Annotated in this window: 16 protein-coding genes and 1 tRNA gene; 6 read left to right on the forward strand and 11 right to left on the reverse strand. The window is 59.2% G+C overall.

Features of this window, described 5'->3' with window-relative positions; genetic code table 11:
* Positions 1-106 precede the first annotated feature (106 nt).
* Entirely contained in the window at positions 107-1,321 is a 1,215-nt protein-coding gene (locus HEP89_RS16935; protein WP_168692577.1) for a GTP-binding protein, read from the forward strand.
* On the forward strand, positions 1,318-1,950 hold the full coding sequence (locus HEP89_RS16940) for a DUF1826 domain-containing protein (protein ID WP_168692578.1): 633 nt from the start codon (positions 1,318-1,320) through the stop codon (positions 1,948-1,950). Before HEP89_RS16935 ends, HEP89_RS16940 begins: the two co-directional genes overlap by 4 nt.
* Positions 1,951-1,974: 24 nt before the next feature.
* On the opposite strand, the gene HEP89_RS16945 is transcribed toward HEP89_RS16940, so the two are convergent.
* The 6 genes from HEP89_RS16945 to HEP89_RS16970 form a co-directional block, all read right to left on the reverse strand.
* Positions 1,975-2,517 carry an NADPH-dependent FMN reductase gene (locus tag HEP89_RS16945; protein ID WP_167579582.1) on the reverse strand — a complete coding sequence of 181 codons (543 nt, stop codon included), beginning with the start codon at positions 2,515-2,517 and terminating at the stop codon, positions 1,975-1,977.
* 89 nt (positions 2,518-2,606) lie between these two features.
* Positions 2,607-3,230: a LysE family translocator gene (locus tag HEP89_RS16950; protein WP_023000581.1), complete on the reverse strand. Its 624-nt coding sequence runs from the start codon at positions 3,228-3,230 to the stop codon at positions 2,607-2,609.
* Between the two features lie 46 nt (positions 3,231-3,276).
* Positions 3,277-3,861, reverse strand: coding sequence for an HD domain-containing protein (locus HEP89_RS16955; RefSeq protein ID WP_077292395.1), 585 nt, complete (start codon positions 3,859-3,861; stop codon positions 3,277-3,279).
* Positions 3,861-4,610 (reverse strand): pyridoxine 5'-phosphate synthase, encoded by a 750-nt coding sequence (locus HEP89_RS16960; protein WP_062488201.1) that lies wholly within the window; start codon positions 4,608-4,610, stop codon positions 3,861-3,863. Before HEP89_RS16960 ends, HEP89_RS16955 begins: the two co-directional genes overlap by 1 nt.
* 102 nt (positions 4,611-4,712) lie before the next feature.
* The gene (locus HEP89_RS16965; RefSeq protein WP_168692579.1) at positions 4,713-6,440 is read right to left on the reverse strand and encodes an SDR family oxidoreductase; all 1,728 of its coding nucleotides are present in this window, start codon (positions 6,438-6,440) and stop codon (positions 4,713-4,715) included.
* Positions 6,433-6,873: a DCC1-like thiol-disulfide oxidoreductase family protein gene (locus HEP89_RS16970; protein WP_168692580.1), complete on the reverse strand. Its 441-nt coding sequence runs from the start codon at positions 6,871-6,873 to the stop codon at positions 6,433-6,435. The genes HEP89_RS16965 and HEP89_RS16970 overlap by 8 nt, the downstream gene beginning before the upstream one ends.
* 255 nt (positions 6,874-7,128) lie before the next feature.
* On the opposite strand from HEP89_RS16970, the gene HEP89_RS16975 reads away from it, so the two are divergent.
* The gene (locus HEP89_RS16975; RefSeq protein WP_168692581.1) at positions 7,129-8,388 is read left to right on the forward strand and encodes a GGDEF domain-containing protein; all 1,260 of its coding nucleotides are present in this window, start codon (positions 7,129-7,131) and stop codon (positions 8,386-8,388) included.
* 115 nt (positions 8,389-8,503) lie between these two features.
* Here HEP89_RS16975 and serA read toward each other — a convergent pair whose 3' ends face one another.
* Positions 8,504-9,748: a phosphoglycerate dehydrogenase gene (gene serA, locus HEP89_RS16980; RefSeq protein WP_023000587.1), complete on the reverse strand. Its 1,245-nt coding sequence runs from the start codon at positions 9,746-9,748 to the stop codon at positions 8,504-8,506.
* Between the two features lie 273 nt (positions 9,749-10,021).
* Here serA and HEP89_RS16985 point away from each other — a divergent pair, with 273 nt between their 5' ends.
* Positions 10,022-10,765, forward strand: a complete 744-nt coding sequence (locus tag HEP89_RS16985) for a hypothetical protein (RefSeq protein WP_168692582.1) — start codon at positions 10,022-10,024, stop codon at positions 10,763-10,765.
* A 612-nt stretch (positions 10,766-11,377) separates the two neighbouring features.
* On the opposite strand, the gene HEP89_RS16990 is transcribed toward HEP89_RS16985, so the two are convergent.
* The 3 genes from HEP89_RS16990 to HEP89_RS17000 all read right to left on the reverse strand — a co-directional run bounded on the left by HEP89_RS16990 (position 11,378) and on the right by HEP89_RS17000 (position 14,774).
* Positions 11,378-12,214: an arylamine N-acetyltransferase gene (locus HEP89_RS16990; protein WP_168692583.1), complete on the reverse strand. Its 837-nt coding sequence runs from the start codon at positions 12,212-12,214 to the stop codon at positions 11,378-11,380.
* Between the two features lie 182 nt (positions 12,215-12,396).
* Positions 12,397-12,969: an acetolactate synthase small subunit gene (gene ilvN, locus HEP89_RS16995; RefSeq protein ID WP_023000590.1), complete on the reverse strand. Its 573-nt coding sequence runs from the start codon at positions 12,967-12,969 to the stop codon at positions 12,397-12,399.
* Positions 12,970-12,998: 29 nt separating this feature from the next.
* Positions 12,999-14,774, reverse strand: coding sequence for an acetolactate synthase 3 large subunit (locus HEP89_RS17000; protein WP_055655364.1), 1,776 nt, complete (start codon positions 14,772-14,774; stop codon positions 12,999-13,001).
* A gap of 270 nt (positions 14,775-15,044) precedes the next feature.
* Here HEP89_RS17000 and HEP89_RS17005 point away from each other — a divergent pair, with 270 nt between their 5' ends.
* Both HEP89_RS17005 and HEP89_RS17010 read left to right on the forward strand, forming a co-directional pair.
* On the forward strand, positions 15,045-15,401 hold the full coding sequence (locus tag HEP89_RS17005; RefSeq protein ID WP_168684466.1) for a hypothetical protein: 357 nt from the start codon (positions 15,045-15,047) through the stop codon (positions 15,399-15,401).
* A gap of 80 nt (positions 15,402-15,481) precedes the next feature.
* Positions 15,482-15,557, forward strand: a tRNA-Lys gene (locus tag HEP89_RS17010).
* A 129-nt stretch (positions 15,558-15,686) separates the two neighbouring features.
* Here HEP89_RS17010 and HEP89_RS17015 read toward each other — a convergent pair.
* Complete coding sequence (locus HEP89_RS17015) at positions 15,687-16,094, reverse strand: hypothetical protein (RefSeq protein ID WP_023000593.1); 408 nt, start codon at positions 16,092-16,094, stop codon at positions 15,687-15,689.
* Positions 16,095-16,108 lie beyond the last annotated feature (14 nt).

The following is a 16,108-nucleotide window of genomic DNA, read 5'->3' on the forward strand; positions in this document are numbered from 1 at the left end:
GTGAGCCTCGATCGCCCTGGCTTAAAAAACGGTTGCCTTGGTCATCGGCAATAAAGTACAGATTTGATATGTAATAACATAACATATCAAACTTGCTGGAGGCCTTATGTCCGATCGACGCCTGCCTGTAACCGTTCTGTCCGGGTTCCTTGGAGCGGGAAAAACCACCTTGCTCAATCGCATCCTCAACAACCGTTCCGGGTTGAAGGTGGCTGTAATCGTCAACGACATGTCGGAAGTGAATATCGACGCAGACTTGGTGCGGGCAGGCGGTGCGGCGCTGAGCAAGACCGAGGAAACCCTTGTCGAGATGTCCCATGGCTGCATCTGCTGCACCTTGCGCGACGATCTGCTGAACGAGGTTCGCCGCCTGGCTGGCGAAGGACGGTTCGACTACCTGCTTATTGAATCAACGGGGATATCCGAACCGTTGCCGGTGGCAGCGACTTTCGAGTTCCAAGACGAAGCCGGCGACAGCCTTGCCGATGTGGCAAGGCTCGACACGATGGTGACGGTGGTCGATGCGGTCAATCTGCTGAAGGATTACTCCAGCCATGATTTCCTGAGCGATCGGGGAGAGACGCTGGGCGAGGAGGACGAACGCACGCTGGTGCATCTCCTGACGGACCAGATAGAGTTTGCCGATGTGGTGGTTCTCAACAAGGTGGGTGCCGCGTCAGCCGGACAGGTGGATGCTGCCCGCAAGATCATCCGCAGTCTCAACGCGGATGCGAAGATTATCGAGACCGACTATTCGGAAGTCTCGCCTTCCGACATCCTGAACACGGGGCTCTTCAATTTTGAAAAGGCTCATGAACACCCGATGTGGGCCAAGGAGCTTTACGGCTTTGCCGACCACATTCCCGAAACCGAGGAATATGGCGTTACCTCCTACGTCTACCGGGCACGGCGGCCATTCGATCCGGAAAAGATCCATGAGCTGCTCAACGGGCAGTTGCCGGGCGTGATCCGCGCCAAGGGCCATTTCTGGATCGGCAGCCGGCCGCAGTGGGTGATCGAGTTCTCGTTGGCCGGAGCGCTCTCCAGCATCAGTCCGCTTGGCACCTGGTGGGCGTCAGTGCCGAAGGAGCGTTGGCCGGATGACGACTGCGCCCAGGCCTATGCGAAGTCGCGCTGGGTAGAACCGTTTGGCGACCGGCGGCAGGAAATTGTCTTTATCGGTGCGGGCATCGACTGGCCACTTCTGAAAAGCCGGCTCGACGCGTGCCTGATCGGCGAAAACGCGGGGAACGAACTTTCGGCCTTTGCGCAACTGCCGGATCCCTTTCCAGCCTTCCGCCATGCGGACCGCGCAGCATGACAGCGCTGGAACCGAAGGTGGACTCCCTTTCGAACGGGCCTGCCGCACGGGATGTGATTATCGGCCGGGATCCGGACATTCTCGCCGACATTCGCGATCCGGGCATCGCCGCCGCTATCTGGCGGCGAACGCCGGATCCCGAATTTCAGAGGCGGATGAATGCCTTGCCGAAAGACAACCTGCCGGAACTGCGCACGGTGGTGCCTGTGCATCTGGCTGAGGCGGCTGTCCGGGCGGCTTGCGAGAGCCATGGACTTCCTGCGTGTCGGGAGAGGGACATGCTGGCAAGTGATGTCGGGGCACTTGCCCTGATGCTGGCAAAGACGCTGACAGTGCGTCTGCTGCGACTGCGGCTGGATGTTTCGGACGACGTCATGTGTCCGAAGTTCCACCTGGACAATGTTCGCGCCCGGTTGTTGTGCACCTATCGCGGGCCGGGCACGGAATATGTTCCGGAAAATGTGGCCGAGGAGCCTGGCCGCATCCGTCAGGTGCCGCCTGGGGGCGTTGCCGTTTTTCGCGGCCGGCAATGGTCTTGCGGCGAAAGAACCGCTCTCTTGCACCGGTCCCCGGTCGCAACTCCGGCAGGTGGACCGCGGCTTCTTCTGGTGATCGATCCGGCAGACTAGGCGGGCTGCATTTCCGAAGGGGTCTCAGTCACACTCTCGGCTTAGCCAGGTTTGATATCGGTCGAGGTGTCGCGTGACGATCGCGGCGAGGGAGGCATCCGTACAGATCATCTCAGGGGTGATGGCATTGCTGGTGAGGCCAAGCGAAAATCCGGCTTCGCTGACGATTTCGGCGGACATGGTCCGGAGGATCTCTTCCAGCTGAACCGGGGCAAAGGCGTGGCGGGAGGTGACGTGGGCAAGCGCGACCGGCTTGCCCGGAAACTTCTGACAACCAACCATCCAGTCGAGAGTGTTTTTGAAGCTGCCGGGCAGTGCATGCATGTATTCCGGCACGGCGAACAGCAGCCCGTCGGCGCGCGCAACCTGTTCGCGCAGGTCGATGACGATCTCCGGCAGGTGGTCGGTAATATCCAGATCCGGCACGAAATGCGGCAGATCGCCGATGCGGTCGTAGCGGTTGAGAACGAGCCCGTCGGGCGCCAGTCGTTCTGCTGCGCTCAGCAGGGCCAGATTGGACGATGCGGCACGAAGACTGCCGCAAAATGTAAGGATCCTGAAGGGCAAGGGACTGGTCCTGTTGAAGGAGGCTAGGGGCGAGCCTATCGGATTCGCCCCGTATCGTGATCCCCCAACGACCGACCAGTTTGTGCCTTTTACCGGCTGGCAGCCGCCAGTGCTGCACCAAAGCCGACAAAGAGCGTGCCTGTGATCCGGCGTACCCACAGCATGCGCTTTGCAGACGTCAGGAAGCGGCGCATATGGCCACCTGCGTAGGCAATTGCGGCATGGTTGGCGAAACACAATGCGGCGTAGGTGAAGGACAGCACAGAGATCTCCGTTAGATCGATGCCGTCGGCGCGCATGAATTGCGGGAACAGCGCGGTGATGACCAGAATGGCCTTCGGATTGGTGACGGAAACGAGCAGTGCCTCCAGGAACAGCTTTCTGGGGCTTTTGCGGGCAATCAGGACACCATCTTCCACGTGAAAGGCAGACTTGTCGCGCCAGATCTTGAGGCCGATGAATATGAGATAGGCGGCACCAATGACCTTCAGCACCGTGAAGGCCACGGCGGAGGCTGCCATCAGGGCGCCGAAGCCGAGGGCGACCGCGTATCCCAGGATTACCAGTCCCGTGGCATTGCCTGCAGCGGAAGCGAGGGTCGCGTTACGGCCGAACCGGAGCGTGTTGGAAATGGCCAGCATGACTGCGGGGCCGGGACTGACGGCAGGCAGGAGCGAGACAGCAATAAAGACGAGCCAAAGATCTATCGGCATTTCGGTTCTCGAAGCAAAGGCTGCGGGGTGCAGCCGGAAGGATGTTTCAGGGCAGCAGCCGGCCGTCGCGTACGGCCTTGTTCAGCAGGTCCTGGGCAAAATCCCAAAGACCCGGGAAGGGAGACAGGCGGGATTCCTTCGTCAGCTTCAACGCTTCGGCGGAAATGGGTTCATGGGTCGGATCGTCCAGGCCGGATGCAAAGACCAGCACCATCGGATGTAGCGCGTCCATCGCGTTGGCGAATTTGGCTTCCGGTGTTTCGTTGGCTTCGAACTCCAGCCAAAGAGCCTTGAAATCCAGGCCTTGCGATGAGGGAAGCAGGGCGAACAGTCGGCTTGCGGCTGCCTGTTCAAGATCCTTGATGCCGGCCCGGTTGTCGTCTGTGACCCAGTGGTCGCCTGCGTCGATCTCGACCAGGTCGTGAACGGCGAGCAGTTTGACGACGTGGTTGATGTCGGTGCCGGCAGGGGCGTGCTCGGCAAGCGTCAGCGTCTGCAGGATCACGTGCCAGCAGTGCTCGGCCGTGGTCTCGCGCCGGGCGCCGCCCGTGAGCTGGTTCAGCCGGACGACTTCCTTCAGCTTGTCGGTTTCCAGAAGAAACGCGACCTGCTTTTCCAAAGTGTCGTTCATCAGATCTCGCCCATGGCCCGGCGGAAGCGGGCAACGCTTTCGGCAAAGCCATGGATCAGCGCATCGGCGGTAAAGCCGTGGCCGATCGACATTTCCCGAATGAAGGGCGCGCGCGCCATCAGGGCAGGAATGTTTTCGACGGTCAGATCATGCCCGGCATTGACGCCGAGCCCGCAGGCCTGGGCGGCTTCCGCCGTGGCGACAATCATGTCGAGTTCCTTTTCGGCGCGTGCCGGGTCGTCGTAGCAGGCACCATAGGGGCCGGTGTAGATCTCGATACGTTCCGCCCCGAGCCTTGCAGCGTGTTCGGGAGCCGCCGGGTCCGGATCGCAGAAGAGCGAGACCGTGACCGCCCACTCCTTGGCGGCGGCAATCGCCGTTTCCAGCGCGCCGGTGTCTTTCGAAAAGTCCCAGCCATGGTCCGAGGTGGACTGCTGCGGGTCGTCCGGCACGAACAGGACCTGTTCGGGGCGAGCTTCCTCCACCAGCTTCATGAAATCGGGGGCTGGATAGCCTTCCAGGCACAGTTCCTTGTTCGGGAACCGGTCCTCAATCAGCTCGGACAGCTCGAACACGTCCGTCTTGCGGATATGGCGTTCATCGGGACGAGGGTGCACGGTGATGCCCTTGGCGCCGGCTTCCATCGCGATGGCCGCAAGGCCAGTCACGCTCGGCCAGGGCAGATCCCGGCGATTTCGCAACATGGCGATGGCGTTGACATTGACGGAAAGGCGCGAAACGGCAGGCATGATTGATAGTCCGGTGAAAACGGTTCTGATCTGGCTTTAAGAGACTGGGTCAGGTTCGCAAGATTGTGTCAAAAGCTGTTGAAGTCAAACGAGGAATTGTCACTAGAGACAATGTTTTTCAGTGTTGGTCGTTGTCGGATTTCCCGTGAGATTGTGTTGGAGGGGCTTCAGCCACCCTTGATATCGCACGAGCCGCCCAAGACCAGGCAGGGAGATCTCGACGTCGAAGCGGAAGATGCCATCCGGTGCCGTCTCGGCTGTTTCGCTGATCGGCAACAACCAGCGCGGCAAGGGAATGCCAAACAGCTTGCCGCTGCGAACGGGGTAGGCGAGTGCATCGCCTTTCAGGTTCAGGTGAATGTTGAACGTTGTTGGTCCGAAACGCTCCTGAACCACGCCGGACCCCGGTGCTCCTGACAGGCTGAGCACGGAGCGGAAAGTCTTGCCGCCGAAATTGCGCTGCCAGATTTCCTTGTCGCCCTGCCGCTTGATGGTCACGTTCACCGGAGTGGCATCTGCTTCGGGCGGAAAGCCGACGATACGGCACAGCAACTGGCCGAGCCGCGAGGTGCCGCGCGTGACCTTTGCCTCACCGATCCATTGCCGGTGGTCAAACACTGTGTGAAGGGAGCGGATCTCTTCAGGCAAAGCTTTGAAGGTGCTGCTGCCGAGTGCCTGCTGGAACAAGACCGGTTCAGCCTGCTTTGCAGTGAAGGTGCGGACGTTCAGATGAGCGGTGGCCTCCTCGACGTCTGCCAGCTTGAATTCACCAAGGCTCGGCCGCGCTCCGGCTGGAACAACACCTTCGACGAGGTGCATGCACAAGATAGCGCCCGGGACTGCCGGGATATGCGGTCCGTCGCCGGCTTCCGCAATCAGAGACCAGCTGGCGGCCAAGGGCTGGCCGTCCTTGCCAAGCCCGGCAAGCCGGACTTCCATGCCGCCGCGGTCGGACCCGAACCGTTCGAACCAGCCCGCGACAGTACGAAGGAGTGGAGCGGCAGCTTGTAGTGACCTGACAAGGCGAAGTCGCACCAGCCAGGAGAGAGCCCAGAGGCCCAGATGAAGGAGGGAGAGTTCAAGTCCCGCCCGGAACAGCACCGTTCGGGCGTTGTAGACCCTGGGAAAGAGTGTCAGATCCGGCGCGCCGATGAAACTCGACCAGCGCTTTGAAAGGCCGCTGCTGCCTTCAGGGCCGATCCGGCGCCGGGAGAGATCGGACCAGCCGATGACCTTTGTCCATCCGCCATCGCGGTAGACGGAAACGGGCTTGCCGGACTGTGTCAGGATCGCTTCGATGACGGAGAGGCCACGAGGTGCACGATTGCCCGGCAGGATGGTGCTTTCGATCAGGTCGACCTGTGAGAACTCATGCCGAAGAGCTTCGACCGCAACCGAAGAGAGGGCCGGTACGCTGGAAACGCCAGACAGCACGGTCAGTCCGCTCAAGCGTGCCTGCTCATCGAGCACAGGAATACCGCTGGTGAACCCGGCATCGTCGGAAAGATCCAGATAATGGCTCCCGGCGGCAAGGGCGGCTTCCGCAACAGCGTAGGGGGATTGCCGGTAGGCCTGAAACGGTCCGGCGGCGTCGACGGTGACGAAGGGGCGAAGGGCGAGAAGGGCAGCAGCGAAATCAGGTGCCGTCCGATCCAGAACGGCGGCAGTGCCACCATGCCGGCGACAGAAGTCTTCAGCCTTTTGCTGGCTGCGGCCTGCAACGATGACATCCAGATGCTCGTGCCTCAGCAGCGCCTCGGCCAGCTTTCCGCCGAAAACGCCATAGCCACCGAGAACGACGATCCGCTTCTTTCGGGAAAGTTCAGTCAAGGAGCCGTTCCTTCAGGGCCGCCGACGGCAGGGGACAGGTTCGTCTGCCGAGCCGATAGCGGTTTTGGGCAATCCTGTCATAAGTCCAGTCCGCGAGCCTGCGCGGCAGAAGATCCAGCACCGTGAGAGCCTTCCAGGGCCAGCCGAGACTTTTCATGGCTGCGGTGAAGGACGCCATTTTGGTGAAGGCCCGGCCGCGGCAGATAACGATGTTGGTTTCCATCTTCTGCGGGTCGAGCCCGTGGTGCCGGTAGAGTGCCTGACCGATTTCCGAGTGGGCGTCGACAAAGCGAAAGCCTGCTGTCCGGTCGTGCCTGGCGACGAACCGGGCAAAGCCGGAGCACAGAACGCAAATGCCATCAAAGACGATCAGGTTTTCCGGCAACTCTGCAAGGGCAGGCGGGACCGGTTTGACGTTGCGTCTGGTATCCATCGTCTTGGGGCTTTCGCGGGCAATGACAGGTTTCCGCCTCTCATGTAGGGTTGCAACGCAGGGTTCGGCGAGCCCGCACAAGGTCGCAGTACAGTATTACGACTAGGTTTTCAGGTTCCGCCGTTTCCTCTAAGACTGGCCGCAAGGGGCCCGATTCTTAAGCTTGTTCCGGACTGAAACCGATTTCGGTGTCGATCCGAACGAGAATCAATGCATACATCGAGGTCTCGGATCGAGAAAACTACCAGGTAATCCATGGCCATCTCCAACGCGCTCCTCCTCTTGGCCCAGGCAGCCGTTTATTTCATCGTCATGATGAGCCTTCTGCGGGCTCGTCAGGTGATTGGTATCGGCGTCTTCATGTGCGCGCTTGGTGTGATGCATTTCCTGGAAACATATCTCGCCAGCGTCTTTTACATCGAGTTGCCGTTCGGCATCGTCTCCCCCGGGTCGACAGTGCTCTTTTCCGGCAAGCTTCTGATGATCCTGCTGCTTTACATCCGCGAGGATGCGCTGATCGTCCGCCAGCCGATCTACGGCCTGTTGATCGGCAACTTCCTGATCGTCGCGCTGGTGATGATCCTGCGGAACCACGATACCATCTCGGTCACGGACGGCCGCAATCCGGATTTCGCCTTTATCGATGAAATGGGACTGCTGATGGTCTGGGGCACCATCTTGCTGTTTGTCGACGCGATCGCGATCATCGTGCTTTATGAGCGGATCGGCAATTGGGTCGGGCGGCACCTGGGCCTGCGTTTCCTGATCTGCGGCGCGGCAGTGCTGACTTTCGACCAGGCCGGGTTCTTCCTGGCGCTGCATTATGTTTCCGGTGCGCCCTGGCATGTGTTTGTCGGCGGCTGGGCGGCCAAGATGGTGGCGACGCTGGTCTATACGGCGCTGTTCATCCTCTACCTGAAGTATTTCGACAACGAGAGCAGCTGGCTCACCAACAGGTCCTTCAAGGACGTGTTTCAGGTGCTGACCTACCGGGAGCGCTATCACAAGCTTCTGGAAGCTTCCATTCGCGATCACCTGACCGGCACGCTTCACCGCAGCCAGTACGACCAGAATGCGCCCAAGATCCTCGCCAAGAACCTGCAGGAAAACCGGCCCCTGTCCCTGCTCGTGATCGACATCGATCACTTCAAGCAGGTGAACGACCGGCATGGCCATCAGGCCGGTGACGAGATCCTGAAGATGGTTGCCCGGCTTCTGGCCGACAACCTGCGTTCCGACGATCACCTCTACAGGGTCGGCGGCGAAGAGTTCGTGCTTCTGTGCGAGAAACTGCCGGTGGAAGGCGCGACCTCCATGGCCGAGCGGCTGCGCAAGGCGATCGAGCGTTTCAGCAAGATCTATCTTCCGGAAAAGGTGACGGTCAGCATCGGTCTGGCCAGTGCGCCGCAGGACGGCGAGACCATGGAGGCCCTGTTCAGGCAGGCAGACCTTCGGCTTTATGAAGCCAAGAAACAGGGGCGCAACCGGGTCTTCAGCCCGGTCACTGTTGATTAGACCTTCTGTGGCACCCGCGATCGTTCGGTTGAGTGACGGGTCGGACAGCTGCGCCGAAAAAGAAAAAGCCCTGGAACCGGTCCAGGGCTTTTGTCGTTTCTGAAGGCCGGGACGATCAGACCCGGTTAAGCAGCCTTGCCCGGATGGTGTTGGGCAGGGTGCGGATCTCTTCCAGAATGCTGACCGGATCTTCCACCGGGCTGTCGACATCCAGAACAACGTAGCCGATGTCCAGATGGGACTGCATGTACTGGGCACAGATGTTGAGGTTGTGCCGGGTGAAGAGGTCGTTCAGCGTGCGCATGGCACCGGGAGCATTGTGGTGCACCTGGATGAAACGCGTGGCCGACGTGCCCTTGGGCAGTTGAACCTGCGGGAACGAGACGGCGCCGATGGTGGACCCGACATCGGAGTATTCCACCAGTCGCTTGGAGACTTCCTCGCCGATCCGGTCCTGGGCTTCTTCCGTCGAACCACCCACGTGCGGGGTCAGGATGACGTTGTCGAGGCCGCGCAGCGGCGACAGGAATTCGTCCTTGTTGGACTTCGGCTCAACCGGGAAGACGTCGATGGCAGCGCCTGCCAGGTGACCGGACTTCAGCGCGGCGGCCAGAGCGTCGATATCGACAACCTTGCCGCGGGCGTTGTTGATCAGGAACGCGCCCTTCTTCATCTTCGAAATCTGGTCAGCACCGAACATGTCGCGCGTTTCCGGCGTATCGGGAACATGCAGGGACACGACATCGGATTCAGCCAGCAGGCCATCGAGGCTTTCGGACGGCATCACGTTGCCGTGCTGCAGCTTGTCGACGAGATCAAAGTAGATCACCCGCAAGCCCATGGCCTCGGCCAGGTTCGACAACTGCGTGCCGATATTGCCGTAGCCGACGATACCAAGCGTCTTGCCGCGAACTTCGTGGGAACCGGCAGCGCTTTTCATCCAGCGGCCTTCGTGGGCAGCGGTGGATTTCGGGAAGACGCCACGCATCAGCATGACGATTTCGGCAACGGTCAGTTCAGCCACGGATCTCGTGTTGGAGAAGGGGGCATTGAACACCGGGATGCCGCGCGTAAGCGCGCCCTTGAGGTCGACCTGGTTGGTGCCGACGGAGAAGCAGCCGACAGCAACCAGGCTCTTGGCCGCTTCCAGAACCTCTTCGGTGACCTGGGTGCGGGAGCGGATGCCGAGCATCTGGACGCCCTGCAGCTTGTCGATCAACGCGTCCTTTTCCAGGGCTCCGGACAGGACTTCAACGTTTGTATAACCGTGTTTTTCAAGAACCGCGCGCGCGGTCGGCGAAATGCCTTCCAGCAGCAGCCAGCGGATCTGGTTTTTCGGCCGGGAGAGACCGTGAATCATGGCGAAATGCCTTTTGGTCTGATTGGTTTGAATCGCGCCGGATCGGCGCTAACAGCGCGCGTGTCGTATACGCGCTCGTTCACGTCGCGTCTAGGGCGCCATTTTGATGGAACGCAAGCCGACACCGCGCGTTTTGTCACCCCGGTGTTTGTGAAAGCGGTTGCTGACGGACGACAGCCTGTGCCAATAAGCGGCGGGGGCGCGTTTCGGCCGGATCTCCAACCGGCTGCTTGAATAATATCCAACACCAAGCGAGAGCAGGGACCCCGATCCATGTTGAATTTGAGCGGGCCTCAATTCGATTACGAGCCATATCCCGTTTGCTATGTAACAGATGTATTGCCGCCGGAAATGTACCGGTCACTCGTCGAGAGCTATCCTGACAGGGATCTGTTCAAATACATGCCAAACCTCGGACACAAATATTCTCTGTCCGACATCAATAATCCGGATAACTACTACAAGTTCCTGTCAGAAAAACCTGATTGGAAAGCGTTTTACGATCATGTGAAATCCGAGAACTTCATAAACAACGTGCTGGATATGTTGGTCGCCAACAATATCGACCTGGGCCTGCGCAGGCTCAAGGTGATTGCGAAGGACGGGCAGCGGAAGGCCAGCCTGCTGAGTCGCCTCCGTCGCCAGACAGAGATCAGTGCCCGGTTCGAGTTCTCGATGATGCCGGCAAACGGCGGTCAGATCCTGCCGCACACCGACGCTCCGCATAAATTGATCACGCTGGTTCTGTCCATGATGGAGCCGGGAGCCTGGGATCACGCATGGGGTGGTGGCACGGCGGTGTGCCTTCCCAAGGACCGGACGAAGGTCTTCAACCACATCAACAAGGCGATGCCTCTCGAGGATGTTGAAACGCTGAAGACGTTCCCGTTTGAGGAAAACCAGTGTGTCCTGTTCGTGAAGACCTACAATTCCTGGCACCACGTCGCGCCGATGACCGGACCGGAGGATGCACCCTTGCGCAAGACGCTGACGATCAATATCGAAAGCAAGCTTTAGGGAAGGCGAGGCCTGTGGAAATGCCACAGGCCTCTCGGTATTGCGGTGCTGTTGCGCACAATTCAGACGAGACGGCGCAAAGTTCAGGCAGTGCGCCACTGGGCTGAGACTGGAAGCTGCAAGCATCTGATGGTGCAGTTCACCAATGGCAAGAATGCGGAAGACGCTGATCGGTTTTTTCGGCGCTGCGGGATGGCGACGGTAGGTGGAAACAATCATTCAACTCTCAGCGAGAGTCTAGGTGAATAAGGAAAAAGTTGGCAAGAAAGTCTTTTATCCATTCTTGGGATGCTGTTTTATTTTTTTGTTATTTAAAATTTTCGGCGCAGAATCTAAGTATTTAGATAAGGCTCAGGTATTAATTTCTATGGGTCTTGCGTTTTTTTTCATTTATTTTCCTGATACGGTTGCTTAGAGGTGATAAAATACTTTGAGGTAAAAATACTGCACTTTTTAAAAGTAAATTTGGTTCGTTGAGGCGATGCTGGTAAACGGTATACTTCAAAGAGAAAATGGTGGCGGAATTCAGTATTACGATCTTGTTGATGGTAGTCCACGTTTCATAGATCCTGCTCCGCACAGCTCTGTCGACTTTGGCCTAAAAGAGCGGTTTCAGTCCCTTTCGGAAGCCTCGGGGGGGCAAGCAAGAAGCAGATCCCTCAAGCGCAGGGCAATGGCTCGCACCGTGTCGTCGTCATATCCGAGGCCAAGGTCGTTGCGCATGAAACGGCCAAGGTCTTCCGCTTCTTCAATCAGCCACTCCCGCTTGTTGCCGCCACCGACAAACCGGGCCCGGCCGTCCAGAAAACTGATGAAACCCCGATCCGTCAGCCGGTAGAATTTCATGCTGCCCGCAAAGGACTGCCTGGGCGAGGCGGCGCACAGGAAATTGGCGGCTTCAATGTCGACAGGGCGGACGTCTACCCGGTCAAATCCGTAGAGCGCGAACCAACCCTCCTCAGTCTGTCGTTCCAGTACGTGCTCTCCTGACACAGCTTCAAAGCGTATTCTGTAGACCTGGTCGCGGATCTGCTGGCGTTCCTCTGAAATGCGCACAGGCTCGGCTGGGGCCTGGCCGCCGAACCCGGCATCGACCAGCCATTCGGTTCCATCACATGTCACGACATGGGCAAGGTGTGAGCGTGCTCCGCCTTCCGCCGCCCCCATGCGCACCCGGGCAAGCACCTGCCGGGAGGAAAAGCCAATGGCTGCCAGTGCGTCACCCAGCAGAGAGTTCAGCTCGAAACAGTAACCGCCGCAACGGTGTTGAACGAGCTTTTGCCAGAGGCTGTCCCGGCCAAGCTCCGGAACCTTGCCAAGAAAAGGCAGAACGTTTTCGAACGGGATGGCGCTGATCTGAGCTGCCTGCAGGGCCCGCAAGCCGTCCAAGGTGGCCGGGCACGTCTCCAGGCCAATCCGCTCAAGATAAATATTAAGATCGAAGGGCATGGGCAGGTTCTGTCCGGTTTCGAGGTGTCCGATGCATGTAGGCAAGTCTTCGGCTGATGCCAAGGAACACGACGGCGGGAGTTCGCCCGACCTGCCGTGTGCCGTGCCTCAACATGCGCAGGAAAACAAAAAAAGGCCCGCCGCACCGGGTGCGACGGGCCTTGAGATCAGAAACCGATCTCTTAAAGGCCTTCTGGTCCACGCTGAACGGCAGCAACGCCAGTGCGGGAGACTTCGACCAGACCGAGCGGTTTCATGATGGAGATGAACTGCTCGATCTTGGAGGTCCGGCCGGTGATCTCGAAGACGAAATGTTCCGTCGTCGCGTCGATCACGGTGGTGCGAAAGGCATCTGCAAGGCGCAGGGCCTCCAGGCGCTTTTCACCGGTGCCTGCCACCTTCACCAGGGCAAGCTCACGTTCCAGCGGCTTGTCCTGGTTGGTGCGTTTGGCGCGAACGGTCAGGTCGGTCACCCGGTGCACCGGCACCAGCCGGTCGAGCTGGTGGCGGATCTGCTCGATGATCATCGGCGTACCGGTGGTCACGATGGTGATGCGGGACAGGTGTTTCTCGTGTTCGGTTTCCGACACGGTCAGGCTGTCGATGTTGTAACCGCGGCCGGAGAACAGGCCGATCACGCGGGCAAGGACACCCGGCTCGTTGTCAACGAGGAGCGATAGGGTGTGGGTTTCGATTTCGTTGCTGACTTCGGCCAGGAAATAGGCGGAAGGCGCATCAACATTCTGTGCGTTCATTTTCTTAAAGTCCTTTTGCCTATTTCACCTTAAACGAGCGACTTGCCTTCGGCGCTGATGGCGTTGGCAACCGCTTCGTCGTTGGCTTCGTCCGGCAGCAGCATTTCGTTGTGAGCCTTGCCCGAGGGGATCATCGGGAAACAGTTGGTCAGATTGGCAACGCGGCAGTCGAACAGGACAGGCTTGTCGACGGCAATCATTTCCTCGATTGCCCCGTCCAGATCACCCGGCTTTTCGACCCGGAACCCAACCCCGCCATAGGCCTCGGCCAGTTTGACGAAGTCCGGCAGGCTGTCGGTGTAGGAATGGGACAGACGGTTGCCGTGCAGCAGCTGCTGCCACTGGCGCACCATGCCCATGTACTGGTTGTTGAGGATGAACACCTTGACCGGCAGGCCGAACTGAACGGCAGTCGACATTTCCTGGATGTTCATCAGGATCGATGCATCGCCGGCAATGTCCACGCACAGCGCGTCGCGGTGGGCCACCTGCGCACCGATGGCAGCCGGCAGGCCGTAGCCCATGGTGCCGAGGCCGCCGGAGGTGAGCCAGTGGTTCGGCTCCTCGAAGCCGTAGAACTGGGCAGCCCACATCTGGTGCTGGCCGACTTCGGTGGAAATGAAGGTCTTGCGGTGCTTGGTCAGTTCATAAAGCCGCTGGATCGCATATTGCGGCATGATGACGTCGCTGTTCGGCTTGTAGGCCAGCGAGTTGCGCGCGCGCCACTGATCGATCTGCGTCCACCAGTCCTTCATGGCCTTGGCGTCGGATTTCAGCGAAGAAGACCGCCAGATCCGCACCAGGTCCTCCAGCACGTGGGCGACATCGCCGATGATCGGCAGGTCGACATTGATCGTCTTGTTGATGGAGGACGGATCGATGTCGATATGAATCTTCTTCGAGTTCGGCGAGAAGGCATCGGTCCGGCCGGTGATGCGGTCGTCGAAGCGGGCCCCGATGCAGATCATCACATCGCAGTCGTGCATGGTCATGTTGGCTTCGTAGGTGCCATGCATGCCCAGCATGCCGAGCCAGTTGTCACCGGACGCCGGATAGGCGCCGAGGCCCATCAGGGTGGAGGTGATCGGGAAGCCGGTCAGCGACACCAGTTCGCGCAGCAACTGGCAGGCCTGTGGGCCGGAGTTGATCACACCGCCGCCGGTATAGAGAACCGGCTTCTTGGCGTTGGCCATCAATTCGGCGGCCATGCGGATGCTGGAGGCATCGCCCTTCAACTGCGGACGGTAGCTCTTGTGCGCGGCAGCCGGGTTCGGCGTCGGGCCCTGGTATGTGCCGGTCGCGAACTGAACGTCCTTCGGAATGTCGACGACAACCGGGCCCGGACGGCCGGAAGTGGCGACATAGAAGGCTTCATGCAGGATGCGCGGCAGGTCGTCGACATCGCGAACCAGCCAGTTGTGCTTTGTGCAGGGGCGGGTGATGCCGACCGTGTCGCACTCCTGGAAGGCATCGTTGCCGATCAGATGGGTCGGTACCTGGCCGGAAATGCAAACAAGCGGAATGGAATCCAGCATGGCGTCGGTCAGGGCAGTCACCATGTTGGTGGCGCCGGGACCGGAGGTGACCAGGGCAACGCCCGGTTTGCCGGTGGAGCGGGCATAGCCTTCGGCGGCATGGCCTGCGCCCTGTTCGTGCCGTACGAGAATATGCTCCAGACCTTCCTGCTGAATGATCTCGTCGTAAATGGGAAGCACAGCACCGCCCGGGTAGCCGAAGATCGTGTCAACTCCCTGGTCTTTCAGCGCCTGGATGACCATTTCGGCGCCGGTCATTTCCCGTGTCATTCGTTTCGTCCTTGCATTCTCGCCTGTGGATCAGGCTTTGGCTCACATAACTGTTTGTTCTTCTGTCAATCCTGCCCGATCGGGCGCGGACTGATACAACACTGTCTGTCTGGCCTGACGCATGCGGCGTCAAAGATCCGGGCAGTGGTGGAAAATGCGTGGTCAGGAGGCGGATACAAAAAAAGGCCCCTTTGGGAGCCTTGGTCGCGCGCCATCCTGTCCGTACGGGGTTATCCCGCCGCGGAGGCGCGCTTTCCTACTACTACTAGAATGAGCGACATTGCCATGTCGTCCCGGTCCTTTGATGCTGCAGGCCGTCTGGCCCGGTTCGACGTCGTTGTGGAACTCCCGGAACCGGGTTTGTCCCGCCAACCTGAGGCAAGCCGATATGACAGCGACTTCAACAAGCTGGCCCAAGCCCGTCACGTCTGCCCCGGTCTTGATGCGCCGCACCCTAGTCAGGCGGATAAAACCGGTCAAGCCTTAATTTCGAAAATTGCGCAAAAGATCGAAGATGTTTCTGAAAGTTGCCTTTTGGGCGGCGTTAACGAGCTTTCCTTCCGGCGGCTGCGGATTTTCTCCGGGTTGCGTTCCCCGCAGACCGGCCATGATAAAAAATTGTCATAAAAACCGTTGCGCCAAATCGGATCGCACTATATACACCCGCCATCCGACGTGCCGCGCGGTTCTCGCGGCCCTGTCGCTTTGGGTGTGTAGCTCAGTTGGTAGAGCAGCTGACTCTTAATCAGCGGGTCTGGGGTTCGAGCCCCCACTCACCCACCATTTTCTTCTCCTGGAAATTATGCAAATGCCAAGGCGCCGCGAGTTCGCGCCGTGCTTCTTATTGTGCATTTTGTCGAGATCCGTGGCCGCCGGTCGACGGCCACGAGATTCAGTGCGTGGTTGCTGCGATCAGCAGGGGAACTCGTTCGTGATGAATTTCGAATCCTTCAAGGTGGTGAAACAGGTGCTGCCGTCCTTGAAGTAGGTGTTCTCGTGGCCGCAGACCATTGTCTCGTCCCGGAAGCCCTGTTCACAAAACTGGCCGTCCTTCACTTCCCATTTCAGTGTTTTCTTCGCGGGCTTTTTACCCGTCACGGTCACCACGGCGATCTTGTTGCCGTTGTCGTTCCACTCGACAATCCAGTCACCGGCTTTCTTGCCGTTTTTTCCGTAGAAAATTCCTTCGATCTTGTTGCCGGACAAGATCTCGATCCGTTCGGCTTCTGTTATCGGCTTGGCTGATGCCGGAAGATCCTTGGCGATTGAGCCAGTTGAAATTGCACACATTGCAGCAAGTAAGAAAAGTTGCTTCATCATCGTGTTCTCCAATC

Source organism: Labrenzia sp. 5N (assembly GCF_012395805.1).
Classification (GTDB): domain Bacteria; phylum Pseudomonadota; class Alphaproteobacteria; order Rhizobiales; family Stappiaceae; genus Roseibium; species Roseibium algicola.